The organism is Arthrobacter sp. 05L421 (genome assembly GCF_056397785.1).
Genome location: NZ_JBFTOC010000002.1, coordinates 26,480 through 49,288, shown reverse-complemented (window position 1 = coordinate 49,288; position 22,809 = coordinate 26,480). Strand labels below are relative to the sequence as shown.

Genomic DNA, 22,809 nt, shown 5'->3' with positions numbered 1-22,809 from the left:
CAAAAGATTCAGTTGGGGACACTATTCGATAAAGATCAGCAAATGGATCTCTAGGGGGGATTCGCAAATGGTCTCGGGTTGAGGAGCCTGTCATGTATCACTTGCGCAATTCTTCCGTGCACCCACCGAAAACTCCCGCCGGCCGCATTCGCGACGCCGGCTCCCTGGAACAGAGCTAGCCATGTTCGGCTGGATCACTCGTTTCAGTCTGCAGTTCCGCATCCTGGTTCTCGCCGTGGCCGCCGGACTCATTGCCTTTGGGGTAGTGAATGTCCCCCATGTAGCCATCGACAGCATGCCCGAGTTTGCTCCCGCGCACGTCGAGATCCAGACCGAGGCCTTGGGCCTCTCAGCTGCCGAAGTCGAACAGCTCATCACCGCTCCGATGGAAGCCGACCTCCTGAACGGGGTGGCATGGCTCGATGAAATCCGGTCCAAGTCCGTTCCTGGCCTGTCCTCCATCGAGCTCGTGTTCGAGCCGGGCACCGACCTTCTGCGCGCCCGCCAGCTGGTGGCCGAACGCATGACCCAGGCCCACGCGCTGCCGCAAGTCTCCGCGCCGCCCCTGATCATGCAACCGCTGTCGTCAACCAGCCGCGTCCTGATGGTCCGGATGAATTCCAAGGAGCTCTCCGGGATCGAAATGTCCGTCCTGGCCCGGTGGAAGATCAAGCCGCGGCTGATCGGCATTCCCGGTGTTGCCAACGTTTCCATTTGGGGACAGCGCGAGCAGCAGCTTCAGGTCGAAGTGACCCCGGCGCAGATGCGCGACAAGGGCATCACGCTCGAACAGATCATCAAGACCACGGGCAATGCAGTGTGGGTGTCGCCGCTGAGCTTCCTTGAAGCGTCGACCCCCGGCACGGGCGGGTTTGTGGAGTCCCCCAGCCAGCGCCTGGGCATTCAGCACGTCCTGCCCATCCGAACGCCCGCGGACCTGGCCAAGGTCAGCGTCGAGGACGCCCAGCCTCCCGTGCTCCTGGGTGACATTGCACAGGTGAAGGAAGACCACCAGCCGCTGATCGGCGATGCGGTCGTCGGCCAGGATGCAGGCCTCCTGCTGGTCGTCGAGAAATTCCCCGGAACCAGCACGCTGCAGGTCACCAAGGACATCGAAGCTGCCCTGAACGACATGCAGCCCGGGCTTTCTGGAATTCAGATGGATACCTCCGTCTTCCGGCCGGCCTCATTCCTGCAAGATGCCGTGGACGGACTCGGCGTGGCGCTCCTCGTGAGCCTCCTGATCACCGTCCTGCTCTTCTGGGTCCTCTTCCGTTCATGGCGTGTCGCCGTGATCGCCCTCGTGGCGATAACCACGACAGTCATGGCGGCTTCAGTGGTGCTCTACTTGCTCGACTCCACCCTGAATATCTCGATCCTGGCCGGCATCATCCTGGGTGTTTCCGTGATTGTCGGAGACATCGTGGAGGATGTGCAGGCGCAGCGGCGCCGGCCGTTGCGGACCACGGAGACCGAGACTGATGCCACCATCAGGTTCCGCATGGTCCAGCTTGTCCGCAGCGTCCGCACCCCGCTGTTCCACGGGTCGCTCATCATGGCCCTCGCGCTGGTTCCGACGCTGTTCGTTACGGGAGTCGGCGGTGCGTTCTTCCGGCCCCTCTTCTGGTCCCTGGCGCTGGCGCTTGCCGCTTCAATGCTGGTGGGTTTGTCCGTGACACCGGTCCTGGCATATCTCCTGCTCCCCGCTGGGAAGGCCCGGCGGGCGGACTCGGCCACTGTTGTCCGGACCAGGTCCTACTACAACCGGGCCCTGGAGGGCGCACGCTCCCGCACCGCGCTCGGCATCGTCGCTGTCGCCGTAGTGGGACTGCTGGGACTGGCCGCCGCCTCCCAACTGGCCGGAAACCGGGCGGTCGTTCCGACGATTCCGGATCGCACGCTCCTGGTGCAGTGGGACTCGATGGCGGGCACGTCCACCGACGAGGTCCGCCGGGTGGCGTCGAAGGCGTCCGATGAACTGCGGACCCTGCCGGGCGTTTCGGGAGTGGGCGGGCATATCGGCCGCGCCATCTCCTCCGACAAGGTTGTGGGGAACAGCTCCGCGGAACTCTGGGTATCCATCACACCCGATGCCAACTTCAGCGAAACGGAGAAGGCGGTCCGTGAGGTCGTCCAGGGCTACCCGGGCATCGCCCACAACGTGGTGAACTACTCCCAGCAGAAGATTGGTCAACAGCGCAGCAGCATGGATCCGGGATTCGCCGTCCGCGTTTACGGAACCGACTTGCCCGTGCTGCGCGAGAAGGCCGAAGAGGTCCGCAAGGCCATCGAAAAGGTCGACGGCGTGAAGAACCCGACGATCAATGCCAGCGCCATGACGCCCATCGTCGAAGTCGAGGTCAACCTTGAGGCGGCGCAGAAGGTCGGAATCAAACCCGGCGACGCACGGCGCGCCGCTGCCGCCCTGATGCAAGGCATCGTCGTGGGCAACCTCTTCGAACAGCAAAAGGTCTTTGAAGTGGTGGTGCGCGGCGCGGTGGGTGTCAGGGATGACCTGACCAGCATCCGTGAACTCCTGCTCGACACGCCCAACGGCGGCCAGGTTCAGCTGGGCCAGATCGCCGATGTCCGGCTCGTCCCCAATGAAGTCGTGATCCAGCACGATGACACCTCGCGCCGGATCGATGTCGTGGCCGAGGTCAGCGGGCGGCCGCTTGCTGATATCCAGCGCGATATCAACACGGCGATCGAGCAGATCCAGTTTCCGCTTGAATACCACGCCGAAATCCCCACGAAGTACAGTGAACAGCTCGCCGGCGACGCCCTGGTTCTCTGGATCGGCGCGGCCGCCCTCCTGGCAATCCTGCTCCTTCTCCAGACAGCCGTGCGGAGCTGGAAGCTGGCGCTTGCCGTCTTCCTTTCCCTGCCGGCAGCGCTGGCGGGGTCCGCCGTGGCAGCGTGGATCGCGGGAGGCGCCATCACCGTACTGGCGCTCACGGCGTTTGCCGCGGTGTTGGCTATCGCCGTCCGCAACGCGACGCTGCTCTCGGCCAGGACGGATGAGCTGTGGCGGGCTGCCCCACACGACCCCCCTGACAAAGTCATCATGATGGCGGCCCGGGACCGGGTATCGCCCATCCTCAAGGCCGCCCTGATCACAATTGCGATCCTGTTCCCGCCGGGACTTTTCGGCGGCGCCGTGGGCTGGGCCCTACTGGGTCCGATGGCCCTGATCATTGTCAGCGGACTCATCACAACAACTCTCATCGGGATCTTCGTACTCCCCCTGCTCGCACTCTGGTTTGGGCCAAAGGCCGCCCCGGAAGAGTGGGCCGAAGTCTACGAGGCCGAAGTTCCCGTCCAGCCCGTTACGCAGGAAAAGGTGGAAGCAAAATGACCAGCCAACAGCCCCTGCGGCGCCTGCCCCTGGCGGCCGCCGTATGTGCAGCACTTCTGTTCGCGCTGCCCGCATGTGCCCAGACGACGGCGGCGGCACCCGCCGTCGTAGCAGCCAACGAACCAGCCAAGGTGGAAAAGAATGCCGCAACAGGCATCGCAAAGCTGACCTTGACCGAAAAGGGAGTCGAACGCCTGGATCTGAAGACCGAAACCGTCAAGGCCGGCAAGGGGAAGGACGTCGTCGTGCCCTACGCCGCGCTGCTCTATGACGCCAGCGGAAAAACCTGGGTCTACACCAACCCGGCCCCGCGGGTTTACCAGCGGCAGGCGGTCACCGTAGCCAAGGTGGAGAACGGACTGGTGACGGCCTCGGCCGGCCCCGCTGCCGGTACCACCATCGTGACCGTCGGCGCGGCTGAACTCTTCGGCGCTGAATTCGATACGGCGCACTGACATGCGCCGTATTGTCGCAGCAAGTCTGAGGTTCCGATCGATCATCATTGCGATGGCGGCGGCCCTCATGATCGTGGGCGGCGCGCAACTCAGCAGAGCTTCTGTGGATGTTTTCCCGGAGTTTGCACCGCCCCGCGTCGAGGTCCAGACGGCGTGTCTGGGACTCACCGCCTCCGAAGTTGAGGAACTCGTAACGGTCCCGATGGAGCAGGCCTTCAACGGCATAGACGGCCTGGACCAGATGCGGTCCAAGTCTGTGTCGCAGCTGTCCGCGATTGTGATGGAGTTCAAGCCCGGAACTGATCTGCTCACCGCCAGGCAACTGGTCTCGGAGCGGATGGCAACGGTCATACCGACGCTGCCCACGTGGGCAGCGCCGCCGCTGATGCTCCAGCCGCTGTCGTCCACCAGCCGTGTCATGAAGATCGGGCTGTCTTCCGAGAGCCGCTCCCTGATCGAGATGTCCATGATTTCCTACTGGAATATCCGGGCACATCTCCTGCGGGTGCCGGGCGTCGCGAACGTGGCGATCTGGGGCGAACGCCTTCAGATGCTGCAGGTCCAGGTTGATCCGGCCAAGCTGGCGGCCAACAAGGTCACACTGGACTCCGTCATGAACTCCACGTCCGACGCCTTGGACGCGGGCCTGCTCAAGTACTCTCCCGGCGCCTTGATCGGCACAGGAGGGGCGCTGGAAACGCCCAACCAGAGCATGACCATCAGGCACGTACAACCCATCACGTCTCCGGCGGACCTGGCCCAGGTGCCATTGGAGGACCGTCAGGGAATGCCTCCCCTGCGTCTTGCCGACGTGGCCAACGTCGTGGAGGACCACCAGCAACTGATCGGTGACGCGGTCATCAACGGCGGCCCTGGACTGATGCTCATTGTCGAAAAACTGCCCTGGGGCAACACGCTCGAGGTCACGCGCGGGGTTGAGGAAGCGCTGAAGGAACTCCAGCCCGGCCTGACCGGGATCGCGGTCGACACCACCCTGTTCCGACCTGCCTCGTTCATCGAGGAGTCCCTCGGCAACCTGAGCCTCGCGTTGCTGCTGGGCTGCTTCCTGGTGGTCCTGGTGCTTAGTGTCTTCCTGTTCCAATGGCGGACGGCGCTTGTGAGCGTGACGGCCATCCCGTTGTCGCTGATGGCCGCCGCCCTGGTGCTCTATTGGACCGGGGGCACGATTAATACGATGGTGCTTGCAGGGCTCGTGATTGCCGTGGGGGTGGTGGTGGACGATGCCATCATCGACGTCGAGAACATCGTCCGACGACTCCGGCACCACCGGGCCAGCGGCGGGACCGAGAGTACCGCCCGTGTGGTCGTCAACGCCTCCCTGGAAGTTCGCGCCCCCATTGTCTACGCCACCCTGATTATCGTCGCCGCCACAGTGCCGATCTTCTTCCTGGACGGGCTGACCGGCGCCTTCTTCCGCCCCCTGGCGACGTCCTACACGCTGGCCGTGATGGCGTCCATGCTGGTGGCCCTCACGGTCACCCCGGCGATGGCGTACATCTTCCTGCGCAATGCCAAGCTCGAAGATCGGGATCCGCCGGTGGTCCGGGTCCTCAAGCGCTGGTACGGCGCGGCCCTGCGACCCATTGTGAAGCGGCCACTGCCGGGCTATCTCGCGGTGGCGGCGCTCGGCGTCGTCGGAATCATAGCGGCACCGCTCCTGGGTCAATCGCTGTTGCCGTCGTTCAAGGAACGCGACTTCCTCATGCACTGGGTCACGCAACCCGGCACGTCCAATGCCGAGGAAGTGCGCGTGAGCCAACTGGCCTGCAGGGAGCTGATGACCATTCCGGGCGTCAACAACTGCGGATCCCACATCGGTCAGGCTTTCGCCGCCGATGAGGTGGTGGGCGTCAACTTTGGCGAGAACTGGATCAGCGTTGACCCCTCGGTCGACTACGACAAGACGCTGGCCTCTATCCAGCAGGTAGTGGACGGGTACCCCGGCATCCACCGTGACGTCCAGACCTACCTGAAGGAACGTGTCCGCGAGGTGCTCACCGGCACGGGCTACTCGATCGTCGTCCGTGTATACGGTGATGACCTCGCCACGCTGAAGAAGCAGGCGGACAAGGTCAAGACTGTCCTTGCAGACATCGAGGGGGCAATCGGAGCCAAAGTCGCTCTGCAGGTCAATGTTCCGCAGGTGGACGTTGAGGTGAATCTGGACGCCGCCAACCGCTACGGCCTGAAGCCCGGTGACGTCCGCCGTGCCGCAGCCACCCTGGTGTCCGGTGAGGAGGTGGGCGACGTCTACCGCGACGGCAGAGCCTACGACGTCCAGGTCTGGAGTCCTCCCGCGATCCGGACCAGCGTCACGAGCATCGAGAACCTCCCCTTGGACACTCCCAGCGGTCGGGTGATCCGGGTGGCCGATGTCGCCAAGATCACGGTCAAGCCCACCCCCAACGTCATTGAGCGTTCGGAAGGGTCCCGCCGACTCGATGTCAGCGCCAACGTCAAGGAGGGCGATCTCGCAAAAGTGGTCGAGAAACTCGAATCCGACCTCAAGGCCGTGGAGTTCTCCACTGGTTACAACGCGGAGATCCTGGGCGAATACGCAGAGCGGCAGGCTGCCTCACAACGGCTTCTCCTCTTCTCGGCCGGCGCCCTGGTTGTGGTGTTCCTCCTGCTCCAGGCGGCATTCCACAGCTGGCGGCTTGCCACCCTTGGCATCCTGACGCTGCCAGTAGCACTGGTTGGCGGGGTGATCGCCGCGCACATGAGCGGCGGAATCCTGTCCCTCGGGTCGCTGGTCGGGTTCCTGACAGTGATGGGCATCGCCGCCCGCAACGGCATCCTGCTCATCAACCACTTCCAGCATCTGGAGCAGTTCGAGGGCGTGCCGTTCGGCCGGGACCTGGTCCTGCGGGGCGCGGCCGAACGCTTGTCGCCAATCCTGATGACCACGCTCGCCACCGCGCTCGCGCTGGTGCCGCTGGTGGTGATGGGTAACCGGCCCGGCCATGAGATCGAGCACCCCATGGCCGTGGTGATCCTGGGCGGGCTGGTGACTTCGACACTGGTCAACCTTTTCATCGTTCCGTCGCTCTACCTTCGGTTCGCGAAGAAGGGCCCGGCACGTGATCGCGGGTCCCGCGACCCGGAACCCGTACCAGCCGCCTAACCCAACCACGCATGAGAGGGCAGTCAGATGACTCCACGATCTAAGAGATTTACCGCTTACGGGTCCGCGCTCCTGCTGGTGGTGGCGTCCCTGACGGTGGCGACCGCGGCGACGGCGGTGGCGGCCGCTCCGGCTGCCACCCCGGCGGCCGCCAGTTCGAAGGAACTGTGCGGCCCCGGCTCGGCGTTGTCGTTCCACCGTTCCGCTTTCCCGTCGAAGCCGGACATTGACAACAAGTGGCTCACACTCAAGCCCGGAATGCATCGCACCACCACGGGCAAGGTAGTCTCGCCGGACGGGACGACCGCCCGTACGGTGGTCAGCATCGTGACGGGCCTGACCAAGGTCATCGACGGGGTCAAGACGATCGCGATTTGGGACCGGGACTACTCCGACGGTGAACTCGTGGAGTCCGAGCTCGCATTCTTCGCCCAGACGAGGAAGGGGACGGTGTGGCTCTTCGGCGAGTATCCGGAGGAGTACGAGAACGGCAAGCTTGTCGGCGCCCCCAGCACGTTCATCAGCGGCATCGACAAAGCCCGTGCCGGCATTGCGATGCAGGCCCGGCCACACCGGAACACACCGGCCTACGTCCAGGCCTACGCCCCCAGCGTGGACTTCCTGGACTGCGGTGACGTCAAATACAAGGACCTGTGCGTCTGTGTCCCCGCGGGGTGCTACGACGACGTCATGGTGATCGATGAGTTCAACCCGCTGGATCCCCCGAGCGCTGGCCATCAGCGCAAGTACTACGCTCCCGGGACCGGGCTTATCAAAGTGACCGCCGTGGGCGGCCAAGACCAGGAGTTCATGGACCTGGTCAAGATCAAGAAGCTCAACCGAACGGAACTGGCCAGCGTCAATAAGCAAGCGCTGACGATTGACCGCCGCGGCTACACGGTCAGCAAGGACGTCTACGCCAAGACGCCGCGCGCTGTTGTGAGCACCCGGTAAGTGCGTCCCTTGTCCTGAGGGACGAATCGGAGGCGGCAAAATGAGGAGCTCCGGCCAGGTTTCCCTGACCGGAGCTCCTCATTGTGCGCCGAAGCCGTGCCCGGCCTGCGGGTCAGGATGCCCCTACCGGACGTCCTCGTCAACCCAGTCCATGGACTTGGTGATGGCCTTCTTCCAGAGGCGCATCTGGCGTTCCCGCTCGGACTGGTCCATTTGCGGTTCCCACCGCTTGTCCTCGGCCCAGTTTGCAGAGCACTCGCCCAGGTCCTTCCAGAATCCGACCGCCAGGCCGGCCGCGTAGGCTGCGCCCAGCGCGGTCGTCTCCACTACCTTCGGACGGATGACCGGCACGCCGAGGATGTCCGCCTGGAACTGCATGAGTGCGTCGTTGGCGACCATGCCGCCGTCGACCTTCAGTTCCGTCAGCGGCACGCCGGAGTCGGCGTTGACGGCGTCCAGCACCTCGCGGGTTTGGAAGGCTGTGGCCTCCAGCGCCGCGCGGGCGATGTGGTTCTTGTTCACAAAGCGGGTCAGGCCCACAATGGCGCCGCGGGCGTCTGAACGCCAGTACGGCGCGAAGAGGCCCGAGAACGCCGGCACAATGTACACGCCGCCGTTGTCCTCCACCGAGGCCGCGAGGGTCTCGACCTCCGGGGCGCTGCTGATCAGGCCGAGATTATCCCGCAGCCACTGGATGAGCGAGCCGGTGACGGCGATGGAGCCCTCCAGCGCGTAATGCGGCGCCGCGTCACCGAGCTTGTAGCCAACGGTGGTCAGCAGCCCGTTCTTGGAGTGGATAATTTCCTCGGCCGTGTTGAAGATCAGGAAGCAGCCCGTGCCGTACGTGTTCTTGGCTTCACCGGCGTCGAACGCCGCCTGGCCGAACGTGGCCGCCTGCTGGTCGCCGAGGATGCCGGCCACCGGAACCTCGCGCAGCAATTGGGAGGTGTGCACTGTGCCGTAGACCTCGGAGGAGGACTTGATGGTCGGCATCATGGAGGCCGGGACGCCGAAAGCGTCCAGGATCTCCTGGTCCCAGGACAGCGTCTCGAGGTCCATGAACATGGTCCGCGAGGCGTTGGTCACGTCGGTGACGTGCACTCCGCCGTCGGTCCCGCCGGTCAGGTTCCAGAGCACCCAGCAGTCGGTGTTGCCGAAGACGAGGTCGCCGGCCTCCGCCTTGGCCCGGGCGCCTTCGACGTTGTCCAGGATCCACTTGATCTTGGTGCCGGAGAAGTAGGTCGCCAGCGGCAGGCCCACCTTCTGCTTGAAGCGGTCTGCGCCCCCCTCTTTCGCGAGCTCGTCCACGATCGGCTGGGTGCGGGTGTCCTGCCACACGATGGCGTTGTAGATCGCCTCGCCGGTGGTCTTGTCCCACACAACGGCCGTTTCGCGCTGGTTGGTGATGCCGACGGCGGCGATGTCGTGCCGGGTCAGGTTCGCCTTGGACAGGGCCGAGCCGATCACTTCGCGGGTGTTGTTCCAGATTTCAGCAGGATTGTGCTCCACCCAGCCGGCCTGGGGGAAAATCTGCTCATGCTCCATCTGGCCCGAGGAGACAATGCTGCCGCTGTGGTCGAACACGATGGCGCGCGTGCTCGTGGTGCCCTGGTCGATTGCAACTACGTACTGGTTCATATTGACGTCCTTGTCTGTTTGGCGTGGCAGTTGAACTGGCAGTTAGAGAGGAAGTACAGGGGGGATGATCGGCACCACCGCGGCCACAAGTCCCGCAAGGCCGCCACCGATCAGCGGTCCCACCACCGGGATCCAGGAGTAGCTCCAGTCGGAAGACCCTTTGCCCTTGATCGGGAGCAGGGCATGGGCGACGCGGGGGCCAAGGTCACGGGCCGGGTTGATGGCGTAGCCGGTGGGACCGCCGAGGGAAACGCCGATGCCCACAACGAGCAGGGCGACCGCCAGCGGGCCGAGTCCGGAAGGTGTCCCTCCGAAGGTCAGGATGACGAACACGAGGACAAAGGTGCCGATGATCTCGGTGGCCAGGTTCCACGGGTTGGAGCGGATCGCGGGGCCGGTGGAGAAGACGGCCAGCTTGCTGGCGGGCTCGGTCTCGACGTCAAAGTGCTGCCGGTAGGCCACCCACATGATGACTGCGCCAAGGAAGGCACCAACAAGTTCACCGCCGAAGTACGTCAGGGTTGAGGCGAAGTCGACCGGAACGCCGGGGGCGTACAACCTCTTGCCGTTGAGCAGCAGGCCAAAGGTGACCGCGGGGTTCAGGTGCGACCCGGACTGGACGGCAACATAGACACCGCAGAAGACGGCAATGCCCCACCCCCAGGTGACCATGAGGAACCCGCCGTTGTTGCCCTTGGTGCCTCTGAGCGCAACGTTGGCCACAACGCCGCAACCCAACAGGGTCAGCATTGCGGTTCCGAATACTTCGGACAGGAATACTATTCCAAGAGACATCTTTGACTCCTCTATTTTCTGTTGTCGGCCCTTCGCGAGTTTGAAGGGCCGTGGGGCCGGCAGCATGTTGGTGCTGCCGGCCAGCCACTGCGCCGGCCGCCGGGGCGGACCGCGCAGTGCTTGCACCCGGGCTTCCCCGCCCGGGCACGCAAGCCGTATCAGGCGACCAGGCTGTGGACCTGGACGCGGTGGAACCGCTCAAGCACCTCCTGCGTGTGGCTGATCTCCTTGGCCCGGCGAGCCGCGTCCCAGCCGAGCGGGCCCGAAAGTGTGTCGGCAACTTCGTTCAGCAGTTCCCCGGTCACGAGTCCCCGGAAAGCCAACGAGGTGCGGCGGATGAGCACGTCCACGAGGTGTCCGACCTGCTCGTGCGCCGCCATGAACTCCAATTCACGGGTGCTGAGCTCGCGGGTGGAGTGCAGCGGCCTGTCGGGTGCACCGGCCGGGTCCGCATCCAGGAATCGGATGACTTCCTCGGCACGGGTCCCGTAGCGGGTCAGCAGCCCGGTGACGCGGGCGGCGTCGCGGCCGGCCGACATGTGGGCCTTGATCCACCGCTGGACACCGTCCTCGCTGTCCGGGAAGCCGGCGCCGCCGCCGATGGCGAGCTGCGCCGTCGAGACCTTCCGTTCCATGCCGAGTTCGGCCAGGACGTCGTTGCTCAGATGCTCGGCGAGGGCCCGGAACGTGGTCCACTTGCCGCCCACGAGGCTGAGGACGGCCCCGCCCGAAGCCACACGGCGTTCGATCCTGTAGTCCCGGCTGACGAACCCGGGCTGGGTCGCGTCATGCCTCGGAAGCGGGCGCACACCGGAGAAGGTGTAGACCACCTGTTCCCGGTCCACGGGGATGCCGGGGAACACGTGCCCGATCAGGTCGAAGAAGTAGTCGATTTCCGCGTCGGTGCAGACGGCGTCCTGAGCCATGTCGGCGTCGACGTCGGTGGTGCCGACCAGGACGCGGTCCCCCATCGGATAGATCAGCACGATCCGGCCGTCGGTGTGCTCGAAAAAGATCTCCCGGCCGTTGCACGCCGCCAGCAGCTCCGGATGGTCCAGCACGATGTGCGAACCTTTGGTTCCGCCCATGAACGACGACGCCGCCCCCATCGCCTCGTTGGTCAGGTCGACCCAGGCGCCGGTGGTGTTCACAATGACGTCGGCGGAGAAGTCGAACACTTCGCCGGTCAGCTCGTCGCGCAACTGGACTGTTGTGCCGTTGCCTCCGGTGGAGCCGGTTCCGCCTGTGGCGCCTTCCGCGGCACCCGTCGAAACGAGCGAGACGTAATTGCTGGCCCGGGCCGTGCGGCTGTCCGCGCCGCCGGCCTTCTCGCCGTCCTGAAGCACGTCCAGGGTGAGGCGCTCGGGGTTGTGGACGGAGGCGTCGAAATAGGTGGCCGCGTATTTGATCCCCGGGTGCAGACGGGGCAGCTCGGCCAGGGCCCGCTTGCGTCCGCGGAACTGGTGCCGCGGAACCGTGCCGCCGTCGCGGGAGAAGAAGTCGTACATGCTCAGGCCCAGCTTGATCAGGAACGCTCCACGCTCAGTGTGCTTGCCTTGCTTATGGGTCAGGAAGCGCATCGGGGCGGCCAGCACTCCGGAGAAGGTGCTGAAGATCGGGATCGTGGTCTGCAGCGGCTTGACGTAGTGGGGTGCGATCCGCAGGAGCCTGTTGCGCTCGACCACGGACTCCTGGACGAGGCGGAACTCGCCGTTCTCGAGGTACCGGATGCCGCCGTGGATCATGTGGGAGGAGGCTCCACTGGCCCCCTGACAGTAGTCGCCGCGCTCAACGAGCGCCACATCGACGCCCTGCAGGGCAAGGTCACGGAACGTGCCCACCCCGTTGATACCGCCGCCGATGATCAAAACCTGCGCGCGCCGCCGCGTCCGCAGCTTCTGCACCGAGGCGCGATCGTTCGCCGGTGTGCCGACTGAGTCCTTCTGTCCCAAAACTGCTCCCTTGGGTTTGGTTCTGTGCGGCACGCCCGTGGCGCGGCGCCGTTCAACACTATTCTTTGGACTAATGGAAAATGGAGTCAAGCACTATGCACAAACGTGCAGACGGGAAATTTCATGACGCATTCACGCCAGTCCGACGCCCTCCGCGCGGCCCAGCTGTATTACCTCCAGGACCTGACCATGGACGCCATCGCCCGCGAGCTCCGGACGTCCCGGTCCACGGTTTCACGGCTGTTGTCGGCGGCCCGGGATTCGGGTCTGGTGCAGATCCAGATCCGGAGCCCGCTGGACACCGGGCCCGAACTTGAGAGCATGATCCGCGCCGAATTCAAGGTGGATGTCCACGTTGTCCCGGTGGTGGACACCCTGAATGAGGCGGAAACACTGGACCGCGTGGCCATGCAGGCCGCCCGGACGATCGGACCGCTGGTGGACTCCAACGCCATCATTGGCGTCGCCTGGGGTTCCACCCTGAGTGCCGTGAGCCGTCACCTGACCCGAAAGATCACCCACGACAGCGTGATCGTCCAGCTCAACGGCGCCGGCAACATGCAGACCACCGGCATCACCTACGCCTCCGACATCATGCGACGGTTCGGCAGCGCCTACGGTGCACGGGTGGAACAGTTTCCCGTCCCGGCTTTCTTCGATCACGCCGCGACCAAAACAGCCATGTGGAATGAGCGCAGTGTTCAGCGGATCCTGGAGCTGCAGGCCCGGATGAGCATCGCGATCTTTGGCGTCGGATCGGTCGACGCCGACTACCCCAGCCACGTCTACGCCGGCGGCTACCTCGATGAAGACGACCTGAACGTTCTGGCGACTTCCGACGTGGTGGGCGATGTTGCCACGGTGTTCTTCCGGGCCGATGGATCCTCTGACGGCATCACGCTCAACGAGCGGTCCACCGGGCCGGACCTGGCCCAGCTCCGCCAGGTGCGGCGCCGCATCTGCGTCGTGTCCGGCGCCTCCAAGATCAACGGGCTCCGGGGCGCGCTGGCGGCGGGGCTGGCCACCGACCTGATCCTGGATGAGGCCAGCGCCCGCAGGCTGGTCCGGTTCGACGGGCTGTCCTGAGTGGCCACGGCGCACCGCCACCGGAGCTGCGGGCGGCACCGGGGGTCCTGCGGTCCGGCGCCCGCCAGCGCCAGTAGGTAAAGTCATTGTCATGAAACTCTCGCCCCAGCTGACCCTGAACAACGGCGTATTGATCGACCGGCTGGGATTCGGGCTGTACAAGGTTCCCCCGGCCGACGCCGCCAGCCTGGTGACCATGGCGGTCGAGGCCGGCTACCGGCATTTCGACACCGCAGCCATGTACGGCAACGAGACCGGCGTCGGAAAGGGCATCGGTGCCCTGTCCGGATTTGAGGGCACGGGCGGTGAGCCGGGGGAAACCGCGCCCTACGTTTCCCGCGAGGACCTCTTCGTCACCACCAAGGTCTGGAATGACGACCACGGCTTCGACAACACGATGCGGGCGTTCGACACCTCGATGTCCAACCTCGGCCTGGCATACATCGACCTCTACCTGATCCATTGGCCGTGCGCGCGGCGTGGCCTGTTCCCGGACACATACCGGGCCCTGGAGACGCTGTACCGCGAAGGCAAGGTCCGTGCAATCGGCGTCTGCAACTTCCAGCCGCAACACCTGGACCGGCTCCTGCAAACGGCCGAGGTAGTACCGGCCGTGAACCAGATCGAGCTTCATCCCTGGCTGCAGCAGGATGAACTGCGGGAAAAGCACGAGGTGCTGGGCATCCGCACCGAGGCGTGGAGTCCCTTGGGCCGCGGCCAGGTGCTGAAAGACCCCGTGATCCTGGCCCTCGCCGCCGAACACGACCGCACCGCGGCGCAAATTATCCTCCGCTGGCATCTGCAACTTGGCAACATCGCCATCCCCAAGGCCAGCTCGTCCGGGCGGATCCGGGAAAACATCGAGGTTTTCGACTTTGAACTCACCCCGCTGGACATGTCGGAGATCAGCGGCCTCGAACGCGGCTTCCGGACCGGCTCCCACCCCGACAACGTCGCATAGGATTCGAACCAATGGAACAAGTGGAAACCGGCTCCTCACGCACGCCCCTGTTCAGCGGCGGACTTGACGCCCGCACCCGGGCCGCGTCCGCTGAGGTTGACGGCGCCAGAATCGCCTACTGGGTCTACGAACCCGTTCGCGTCACCCCGGAGACCCGCACCATCTTGGTGGTGCACGGATTCCGCGGCGACCACCACGGCCTGCTCCGAGTGGCGGACCAGCTGACGGACATGCGCCTGATCATGCCGGACCTGCCGGGCTTCGGCAGCTCAGCCGCCTTCGGGGGAACCGAGCACAGCGTTCCCGCCTACGCCCGTTTCCTCGGCGGCTTCATGGCCGCGCTGGGCCTGGGCGCGGATACCGTCCTGCTGGGACACTCGTTCGGGTCGATCATCGCCAGCCACTTCGTGGCGGCCAACCCCGGCGCCGTGGCCGAACTGATCCTGGTCAATCCCATCGCAGCGCCCGCCCTCGAAGGGCCCAAGGGCCTGATGACGAAGCTTGCGGTGCTCTACTACGAGGCCGCGGCGCGCCTCCCCCAGCGGCTCGGGCTGGCACTGCTGCGCAGCCAGGCGATCGTGCGGGTGATGAGCGTGGCCATGGCCAAGACCGGGGACAAGGACATCCGCCGGTTCGTGCACGCCCAGCACAGCGCCTACTTCTCCTCTTTTGCGGACCGGGACAGCCTGCTGCAGGCCTTCAAGGCCTCCGTCGGCAGCAACGTCACAGAGGTGGCCGCCGAACTGACGCTACCCGTGCTGCTGATCGCCGGAGAGAATGACGAGATCGCCATGCTCGCGGACCAGCACAAACTCGCGGCGCGGCTTCCGGACGGGAGGCTGGAGGTCATTCCCGGCGTCGGGCACCTGATCCACTACGAAACCCCCGAACCCGCCGCCCGCTACATCCGACGCTTCCTAAAGGACCACGCCGCGTGAAAATTCTCATCGATGCCCGCTTCACCCGGCTGGACCAGCACGACGGCATTAGCCGGTACGGCGCCAGCCTGATCGCGGCAGCCGCCAAGATCGCCGACGTCTCGATGCTGATCAGCGATCGCCGCCAGCTCGCGCTCCTCCCGGACGTGCCCTACACCCTGATCAACAGCCCGCTGTCCCCGGCCGAGCTCTTCGTGGCGGCGAAGGTGAACAAACTTGGCGCGGATGTGGTGGTGTGCCCCATGCAGACCATGGGCAGCTGGGGCCGCAAGTACGCCCTGGTGCTGACCCTGCACGACCTCATCTACTACGAGCACCCCACCCCGCCCGGGTTCCTGCCGGCCCCGGTCCGGGTCCTGTGGCGCCTCTACCACAAGGCCTTCTGGCCCCAGCGGCTCCTGCTGAACAGGGCCGACATCGTGGCGACCATCAGCTCCACCACGGCGGCCCTGATGGCAAAGTACCGGCTCACCCGGCGCCCGGTCAGGATTGTGGGCAACGCCCCACAGCATGGCCACACACCGCGCGACCCGGGGGCAGGGGCCGACAAGACCCTGCTCTACATGGGTTCCTTCATGCCTTACAAAAACGTGGAGACGATGATCCGCGGCATGGCGGAGCTGCCGGACATGACCCTCCATCTGCTGAGCCGCATCGCTCCGGAGCGGCGGGCCGAACTGGAGGCCCTGGCCCCGGAGGGCGCAAACATCGCGTTCCACAACGGCGTGACGGACGCCGAGTACGAGGCCCTCCTGGCGCGCACTACGGCCCTGATCAGCCTGTCCCGGGCCGAAGGCTATGGGTTGCCGCTCGTCGAGGCAATGTCGCACGGCACGCCGGTAATCGCCAGCGACATCCCGATCTTCCGGGAAGTCGGTGATGACGCCGTCAGCTACGTGCACGTCGACTCGCCGTCGGACTTTGCTGAGGCGGTGCGCGAACTCGAGGACCCCGACCTGTGGAAGGCCCGTTCCCGCCGTTCGGTGGAGCGGGCAGCGGACTTCAGCTGGGACGAGTCGGCGCGGCGGCTCGTGGCCGTCGCCGAAGAGGCCGTCGCGCTCCGGAGCCGGAGCAAGAGCTAGCCCTGGCTGCGGCTAGAGGACGTCCACGCCGTCCAGGCGCAGCTGCACCGGGTCGTCGCTGCGCTTGGCTGCGGCCGCGGCCTTGACGGCCCGCATGACGGCCGTGGCGTCCGCGGCCTGGGCGTAGGGGATGAACAGCAGGGTCCGGACTTCCTCGCCGGCCTCCCGCGGCGGCGAGTCCCGTAGCGCAGCATCCCGTGGCGCTGATTCCCGTGACACTGATTCCCGTGACGCTGATTCCCGTGACGCTGTGCGGCCGGCCCCCGCGGCAGCCGGCAGGATGAGGGGCGCGGGACCGGCCATCCGGAGGACGGTACCCTGCGCCGCCAGCCGCTGCGCAATGGCATCGGTGAAATGGCCGACGGCGGTCCTGCCGCCGGTGACGGAGGCAACCCGCACGGCGGGCGGCAGCTGCAGCTCCTGCCGCAGAGCCAGCTCCCGACTGGCGTACCCGGCGGGATCCCAGCGCAAGAGGGCGCCAACGCCGGCGGCGTCGTCGGCGGTGATGACCACCAGCCCGCCGTCGTGCGCCGGCCGCACCAGGGCTGCGGCGTTGAACCAGCGGCGGACTGCGTCCTCCCCCGCCCTCAGGTTTTCCCGGCGCAGCAGCGAGTCGCCGTCGAGCAGCAGCGCCGCGGCGTACCCGCCGGTGGCTACGGGTTCGGCACCGACAGTGGCAACCACGAGGGCGGCCGTCTCCGGAACGGTGGCCTTGATCTGGTCCCCGGAGGAGGTGATGACCGGTTTTCCCGGGAAGGCCCGGCCCAGCTCCTCCGCCGTGCGGAGGGCGCCCGTGGCGCCACGGCGGAGGCGGGCACCGTTGCATGTGCCGCAGCGCCAGGCCGGGGCGGGGGCCGAGCACCAGCGGCATTGCGGTACGGCGCTGCTCCCGCCCGGACCGGCGATCGCCAAGGGCCCGCTGCAGGCGGTGCAGCGCGCCGGTTCCCGGCAGGTTTCGCACACCAGTGAGGGGGCGTACCCGGCCCGGGCCACCTGGACCAGGACCGGACCCCGTTCCAGGCCCTCCTTGGCAGCCCGCCAGGCCGCGCCGGGGAGGCGGGCGATGCGGGCGAGCGGGTCATGCTCGAGTTCGTAGCTGTCCGCCGTGTTCAGGACGCGCGGGACGGTGCGCCGGAGGACGGTTCGTTCCGCTTCCACGGCCTGCGCCCAGCCGGAGGCGACCAGCCGTTCCGTTTCGGTGCTGCGCGAATGGGCCGCGAGCAGGCACGCGGCGCCCTCCTGGCCCGCGCGGAGCAGGAGGACCTCGCGGGAGTGCGCGTACGGGGAGCGCTGTTCGATGTGGAGGTCATCGCCGTCGTCCCAGCAGACCACGAGCCCGAGGTTCCGCACCGGCGCGTAGGCAGCGGACCGCGTGCCCACGGCCACCCCGGCCGCGCCGCTGAGGACACGCAGGAAACTCCGGTAGCGCGGCGTCTGGCCGTCGTCCGCGGTAAGCCGGGCGACGTCGCCGGCAGGAAGGAGCTCCAGCAGGGCAGACTCCACACGGTCGAGGTCCCGATAGTCGGGCACCACCACGACGGCGCCGCGGCCGGAGATCCGCACGGCCGCCACCGCCTCGGCGACCATCCGCGGCCAGCCCCCGGGCCCGTACCCCCGCAGGGCGGTCAGCACTGCCCGGGGCGACTCCCCCGCGGCGAGGTGGGCGATGAACGCCGGACCGTTGCGGTACGTGGCCCAGGCGCTGCCCGCGGCAGGCGACGGAAGCGACACGGCAGTCGCAACACCGAACATCTCAGTACCAAACAGCTCGGGGTCGAGCCGGCCGTCAGGGGCGAATTCCTTTTCCAGTTTGGCCATGCGGGGCGGCACGGCAACGCGCAGGACATCGCTGACGGTTCCGGCGTACCGTGCGGCGATCCGGCCGGCGAGCTCGGCCACCGCAGGGGTCAGGACCGGGACGGGCGAGAGCACTTTGTGCAGCGGCACGAGCGGGTGGCCGGCATCGGACCCGGCGGTTCGTTCCAGCAGGTAGCCGGCCAGTTCCTGCCCGTTGAACTTGACCTTGACCCGCGCGCCGGGCGCGGCCGCGGCGTCGAGGGCGGCAGGCACGCTGTAATCGAAAGGCCGGTCCAGGTGGGGCAGCGAGGATTCGATCAGCACCCGCGCCACCGGCAACTGTGCGGCAAGGGCGGGACCCGACGCTTCCGCGGCGGAGGCGGGAAAGCCCTGGAGCAGGGACAGCTGCTGGGGCTTACCGGACGCGCCGCCGGCAGGATTGGGACTCACGGCTCGCACCTCCCTTGGGATCGTTCGACAACGCCACGGCTAAATATGAACCGGCTAAATTGCATGTAGCCAGGCCACCGGAGGGCGGCCTGGCTACAGCACATCACACAGGACTGACAATTCTCACCATCCACAACCCAACAAGGGGCTTCGGACGGTGTGGGCCTGGCCTCAGGCGTTAAAGAACGCCTTCAGCTCGTCCACCCGGTCCAGGCGTTCCCAGGTGAAGTCCGGGTCTTCGCGGCCGAAGTGCCCGTGGGCGGCGGTCTTGGCGTAGATCGGGCGCTTAAGGTCGAGGGCATCGATGATGGCGCGGGGGCGCAGGTCGAAGATCTCGGCGATCGCGGCGCTGATCCGCGCCGGGTCCACGGTTTCGGTTCCGAACGTCTCGACGTAGGTTCCCACCGGGCGGGCCTGCCCGATCGCGTAGGCGATCTGGATTTCGGCTCGCTTGGCCAGGCCAGCGGCCACCACGTTCTTGGCGACCCAGCGCATGGCGTATGCGGCCGAGCGGTCCACCTTCGACGGATCCTTGCCGGAGAAAGCGCCGCCGCCGTGGCGGGCCATGCCGCCGTAGGTGTCGACGATGATTTTGCGGCCGGTGAGGCCGGCGTCGCCCACCGGGCCGCCAATGACAAAGGCCCCTGCGGGGTTCAGGATGTTGTGGGCCCGTGAGGTGTCCAGGTTGGACAGCGCCATGACCGGTCCCACCACGTGCTCGGCGAGGTCAGCCCTGAGCCGGTCGAGGCTGGTGCCTTCTGCGTGCTGGCTGGAGATGACGACAGTCTCGACCGAGACCGGCCGGTCGCCGTCGTAGCCCACCGTGACCTGGGTCTTGCCGTCCGGGCGCAAGTAGGCGAGTTCGCCGTTCTTGCGGACCTCGGTCAGGCGCTCGGAGAGCCGGTGCGCGAGCCAGATCGGCACGGGCATGTAGGACGGCGTCTCGTCGCTGGCGTAGCCGAACATGAGTCCCTGGTCGCCTGCGCCCTGGAGGTCGTAGTCGTCCTCCTGGCGTCCCTCGCGGGCTTCGAGCGAGTTGAACACGCCGCCGGCGATGTCGTTGGACTGCTGGCCGATGGACACCGAGACGCCGCAACGGGCGCCGTCGAAGCCGTTGGCCGAAGAATCGTACCCGATGCCCAGGATGGTTTCCCGGACAATCTGCGGGATCTCGACGTAAGCGTCGGTGGTGACCTCGCCGGCCACGTGGACCAGCCCGGTGGTGGCCAGCGTCTCCACGGCAACCCGGGACTCGGGGTCTTTGGCGAGCAGGGCGTCGAGGATCGCATCGCTGATCTGGTCACAGATCTTGTCGGGATGGCCCTCCGTCACCGACTCGGACGTGAAGAGCCGGAGTGCGGCGGGCGTGGACCCGTGGAAGGCGGGGATGTGCAGCGGTAAAGTCACTCAACTACCTTACTGGTTGGAAAACGGACGTCCGGCGGCATGTGTCCCCGTGCTAAGGAGATGTTGGTTACGCCGGGCTATGCCGGCGGTACAGCCCGGCTCAGCTCGGCGCTGATCCGGTCGATCACGGCAGCCGCGACGTCGGATTTGGAACCCGACGCCTCTTGGGCTTCGGAGCCGTCGCGGGAAAGGATGACTACGGAGTTCGTGTCTTCGCCAAAGACCTTGTCCCGACCCACCTGGTTGACGACCAGCAGGTCACAGGCTTTCCGCTGCAGCTTGGCCCGGGCATACTCGAGGACGTCGCCCCCGGCGTCGCCTGTTTCGGCGGCAAAGCCGACGATCAGCTGGTCCCGCGACGCGGCGTCGCGGACCTCCACCAGTTCCCGCAGGATGTCCGGATTGCGCACCAGATTGATCACGGGATCGGCGACGTCGTCGCGCTTCTTGATCTTGGTCCCGGAGACGTCCGCCGGGCGGAAGTCCGCGACGGCGGCGGCCATGATGACGACGTCGGAGTCGGCGGCGGCGTGCAGTGCAGCCTTCCGCAACTCGAGGGCAGTCTCGACCTGGACGACCTCGACGCCGGCGGGTGCCGGGACCTCCATGTGGGCGGCCAGCAGGCGGACGCGGGCGCCGGCCCCGAGGGCGGCCGAGGCCAGGGCCACGCCCTGCTTGCCCGAGGAGCGGTTGCCCAGGAACCGCACGGGGTCCAGCGGTTCCCTAGTGCCGCCGGCACTGACGGTCACAGTCAGACCGGCCAACGGCAGGACCGCCAACGGCGCAGCGGACGGACCGGCGGCCAGGACAGCGTCGACGTCCGGCTCGGCCGCGCCGGCCGGCTCCCCCGCCGCGGCAACAGTTGCGCCGGCGAGGGCCATAGCGGCGGTGAAGATCGCCTCGGGTTCGGGAAGCCGGCCGGGACCGGAGTCGGCGCCGGTCAGGCGGCCGCTCGCGGGTTCCAGCACGGTGACGCCGCGGCTGCGCAGGGTTTCAACGTTGGCCGCGGTGGCGGGGTGCTGCCACATTTCGGTGTGCATGGCCGGGGCCATGAGCACCGGGCAGTCGCCGGCCATCAGCAGGGTGTTGGTGAGGAGGTCATCGGCCTGTCCGGTGGCCGCACGGGCCAGGAGATCGGCCGTGGCGGGGGCCACGACGATCAGTTCGGCCTCGTGGCCGAGCCGAACGTGGTTGACCGTGTGGACGGCGTCGAACACACTGTTGCTCACCGGGTGCCCGGAAAGGGCCTCCCATGTGGCGACGCCGACGAAGCGGGTGGCCGCCTCGGTGGGGATGACCGTGACGTCGTGCCCGGCTTCAGTAAAAAGCCGGAGGAGCGACGCCACCTTGTAGGCGGCAATCCCTCCCCCGACTCCGAGGACTATGCGCACGTGATCTCCGTCAGCAGGCAGTCTGTTTACTTGGCTCTTCCCGCGGAGGGAATTACTCTGCGGCTTCGATCGGCGTGGAGACGAGCTTGCCTTCGTTGATCTCTCGCAGAGCGATCGACAGGGACTTCTCGTTCAGCTTGGTGTCGACCAGCGGGCCAACGTACTCGAAGAGGCCCTCGTGCAGCTGGGCGTAGTACGCGTTGATCTGGCGTGCGCGCTTGGCACCGAAAATCACCAGTCCGTACTTCGAGTCGGCGGCCTTCAGCAGCTCGTCGATCGGCGGGTTGATGATGCCTTCAAGGTTCGTGGACACGAATTCTCCAAATTCTAACGGGCTGATGGCTTCCCGCAGCTAGTGCGGGTGGGGGGTCAGCCCCATGAGTGAAACAAGCTCGTCCGCTGCCCGGCGAACGTCGTCGTTGATGACGGTATGGTCGAACTCCGGTTCAGCAGCAAGCTCTACTTTACCGGTTTCCAGCCGCCGCCGCTGTTCCTCGGCACTTTCCGTGCCGCGGCCCACAAGTCGGCGCACTAATTCGTCCCAGCTCGGGGGCGCCAGAAACACGAACTGCGCCTCCGGAACGGCCTGCCTTACCTGGCGCGCTCCCTGCAGATCGATTTCCAGAAGCACCGGGCGGCCGTCGGCGATGGCCTCGTTGACCGTGCTCTTCAGAGTGCCATAGGTGTTCTGTCCATGCACCACGGCCCATTCGAGGAATTCGCCTGCAGCCACCAGGGACTCGAACTCCTCCTTCGACTTGAAGTAATAGTGCACTCCGTCGATCTCCCCGGGCCGCGGAGCCCGGGTGGTAGCCGAAACAGACAGCCACACCTCGGGGTAGTTGTCCCGGATGTAGGTGGACACGGTGCCTTTGCCAACAGCCGTCGGGCCGGCGAGGACTGTCAGTCCCGGTTTCTTGCTCACATATTCCTTTGGCGGTGGGGGCAGCTCGGCGGAGCGAGCTATTTGTCGTCAATAAAATCTACCAGCGCGCGGCGCTGGTGGATTCCCAGGCCGCGGACCCGTCGGGATTGCGCGATGCCAAGCTGGTCCATGATGGCCGCCGCCCGGACCCTGCCGATCCCGGGGAGGGCTTCGAGCAGCTCCACGATTCGCATGCGGGCAATGGCGTCGTCGCTTTCGGCGGCACTGATGACTTTGGCAATAGACAGTTCCCCCGTCTTGAGGCGCTCTTTTGCCTCGGCCCTGGTGGCCCTTGCGGCAGCGGCCTTGCGGAGGGCGTCGGAACGCTCCTGCGGAGTGAGGGGTCTCAAACTCACTGGAAGTCCTCCCTGCATGGCGGGACGGGGCACTCACGCCCTTGCCCCGAACCTACCGTCTGGCGGCGACAGAAATCAATGGAAATCTGCTAACGCCCCGGCACGGAAAGAACTCAGAT

The 22,809-nt window shown here is 66.3% G+C and carries 17 protein-coding genes; 8 read left to right on the top strand and 9 right to left on the bottom strand.

Features of this window, described 5'->3' with window-relative positions; genetic code table 11:
- The first annotated feature begins 181 nt into the window (after nucleotides 1-181).
- The 4 genes from AC1DKQ_RS03145 to AC1DKQ_RS03130 are packed head-to-tail and all read left to right on the top strand — an operon-like array spanning nucleotide 182 to nucleotide 7,912.
- The gene (locus AC1DKQ_RS03145) at nucleotides 182-3,358 is read left to right on the top strand and encodes an efflux RND transporter permease subunit (protein ID WP_476918200.1); all 3,177 of its coding nucleotides are present in this window, start codon (nucleotides 182-184) and stop codon (nucleotides 3,356-3,358) included.
- The gene (locus AC1DKQ_RS03140) at nucleotides 3,355-3,813 is read left to right on the top strand and encodes a hypothetical protein (RefSeq protein ID WP_476918199.1); all 459 of its coding nucleotides are present in this window, start codon (nucleotides 3,355-3,357) and stop codon (nucleotides 3,811-3,813) included. Before AC1DKQ_RS03145 ends, AC1DKQ_RS03140 begins: the two co-directional genes overlap by 4 nt.
- Before the next feature lies 1 nt (nucleotide 3,814).
- Nucleotides 3,815-6,958 carry an efflux RND transporter permease subunit gene (locus AC1DKQ_RS03135; RefSeq protein ID WP_476918198.1) on the top strand — a complete coding sequence of 1,048 codons (3,144 nt, stop codon included), beginning with the start codon at nucleotides 3,815-3,817 and terminating at the stop codon, nucleotides 6,956-6,958.
- A 27-nt stretch (nucleotides 6,959-6,985) separates the two neighbouring features.
- Complete coding sequence (locus tag AC1DKQ_RS03130) at nucleotides 6,986-7,912, top strand: hypothetical protein (RefSeq protein WP_476918197.1); 927 nt, start codon at nucleotides 6,986-6,988, stop codon at nucleotides 7,910-7,912.
- Between the two features lie 123 nt (nucleotides 7,913-8,035).
- Here AC1DKQ_RS03130 and glpK read toward each other — a convergent pair whose 3' ends face one another.
- The 3 genes from glpK to AC1DKQ_RS03115 all read right to left on the bottom strand — a co-directional run bounded on the left by glpK (nucleotide 8,036) and on the right by AC1DKQ_RS03115 (nucleotide 12,297).
- Nucleotides 8,036-9,550 (bottom strand): glycerol kinase GlpK, encoded by a 1,515-nt coding sequence (gene glpK / locus AC1DKQ_RS03125; RefSeq protein ID WP_476884677.1) that lies wholly within the window; start codon nucleotides 9,548-9,550, stop codon nucleotides 8,036-8,038.
- 42 nt (nucleotides 9,551-9,592) lie between these two features.
- Nucleotides 9,593-10,345 carry an MIP/aquaporin family protein gene (locus tag AC1DKQ_RS03120; protein WP_476884678.1) on the bottom strand — a complete coding sequence of 251 codons (753 nt, stop codon included), beginning with the start codon at nucleotides 10,343-10,345 and terminating at the stop codon, nucleotides 9,593-9,595.
- Between the two features lie 158 nt (nucleotides 10,346-10,503).
- Nucleotides 10,504-12,297 carry a glycerol-3-phosphate dehydrogenase/oxidase gene (locus tag AC1DKQ_RS03115; RefSeq protein ID WP_476918196.1) on the bottom strand — a complete coding sequence of 598 codons (1,794 nt, stop codon included), beginning with the start codon at nucleotides 12,295-12,297 and terminating at the stop codon, nucleotides 10,504-10,506.
- 123 nt (nucleotides 12,298-12,420) lie between these two features.
- Here AC1DKQ_RS03115 and AC1DKQ_RS03110 point away from each other — a divergent pair, with 123 nt between their 5' ends.
- From AC1DKQ_RS03110 to AC1DKQ_RS03095, 4 genes are all read left to right on the top strand, one after another.
- The gene (locus AC1DKQ_RS03110; protein ID WP_377984697.1) at nucleotides 12,421-13,383 is read left to right on the top strand and encodes a sugar-binding transcriptional regulator; all 963 of its coding nucleotides are present in this window, start codon (nucleotides 12,421-12,423) and stop codon (nucleotides 13,381-13,383) included.
- A gap of 91 nt (nucleotides 13,384-13,474) precedes the next feature.
- Nucleotides 13,475-14,344, top strand: coding sequence for an aldo/keto reductase (locus AC1DKQ_RS03105; RefSeq protein WP_476918195.1), 870 nt, complete (start codon nucleotides 13,475-13,477; stop codon nucleotides 14,342-14,344).
- An 11-nt stretch (nucleotides 14,345-14,355) separates the two neighbouring features.
- Nucleotides 14,356-15,282 carry an alpha/beta fold hydrolase gene (locus AC1DKQ_RS03100; protein ID WP_476918194.1) on the top strand — a complete coding sequence of 309 codons (927 nt, stop codon included), beginning with the start codon at nucleotides 14,356-14,358 and terminating at the stop codon, nucleotides 15,280-15,282.
- Nucleotides 15,279-16,364 carry a glycosyltransferase family 4 protein gene (locus AC1DKQ_RS03095; protein WP_476918193.1) on the top strand — a complete coding sequence of 362 codons (1,086 nt, stop codon included), beginning with the start codon at nucleotides 15,279-15,281 and terminating at the stop codon, nucleotides 16,362-16,364. Before AC1DKQ_RS03100 ends, AC1DKQ_RS03095 begins: the two co-directional genes overlap by 4 nt.
- Nucleotides 16,365-16,376: 12 nt before the next feature.
- Here AC1DKQ_RS03095 and AC1DKQ_RS03090 read toward each other — a convergent pair whose 3' ends face one another.
- The 6 genes from AC1DKQ_RS03090 to mihF form a co-directional block, all read right to left on the bottom strand.
- Nucleotides 16,377-18,611: a primosomal protein N' family DNA-binding protein gene (locus tag AC1DKQ_RS03090; protein WP_476918192.1), complete on the bottom strand. Its 2,235-nt coding sequence runs from the start codon at nucleotides 18,609-18,611 to the stop codon at nucleotides 16,377-16,379.
- Nucleotides 18,612-18,782: 171 nt separating this feature from the next.
- A complete protein-coding gene (metK, locus tag AC1DKQ_RS03085; RefSeq protein WP_277525877.1) occupies nucleotides 18,783-20,018 on the bottom strand; it encodes a methionine adenosyltransferase in 1,236 nt (411 codons plus the stop codon).
- A 77-nt stretch (nucleotides 20,019-20,095) separates the two neighbouring features.
- Nucleotides 20,096-21,409: a bifunctional phosphopantothenoylcysteine decarboxylase/phosphopantothenate synthase gene (locus tag AC1DKQ_RS03080; RefSeq protein WP_476918191.1), complete on the bottom strand. Its 1,314-nt coding sequence runs from the start codon at nucleotides 21,407-21,409 to the stop codon at nucleotides 20,096-20,098.
- A 52-nt stretch (nucleotides 21,410-21,461) separates the two neighbouring features.
- A complete protein-coding gene (rpoZ, locus tag AC1DKQ_RS03075) occupies nucleotides 21,462-21,722 on the bottom strand; it encodes a DNA-directed RNA polymerase subunit omega (RefSeq protein WP_090581074.1) in 261 nt (86 codons plus the stop codon).
- 39 nt (nucleotides 21,723-21,761) lie between these two features.
- Nucleotides 21,762-22,334 carry a guanylate kinase gene (gmk, locus tag AC1DKQ_RS03070; RefSeq protein ID WP_476884685.1) on the bottom strand — a complete coding sequence of 191 codons (573 nt, stop codon included), beginning with the start codon at nucleotides 22,332-22,334 and terminating at the stop codon, nucleotides 21,762-21,764.
- Nucleotides 22,335-22,372: 38 nt separating this feature from the next.
- Nucleotides 22,373-22,690, bottom strand: a complete 318-nt coding sequence (gene mihF, locus AC1DKQ_RS03065; RefSeq protein ID WP_476884686.1) for an integration host factor, actinobacterial type — start codon at nucleotides 22,688-22,690, stop codon at nucleotides 22,373-22,375.
- Nucleotides 22,691-22,809 lie beyond the last annotated feature (119 nt).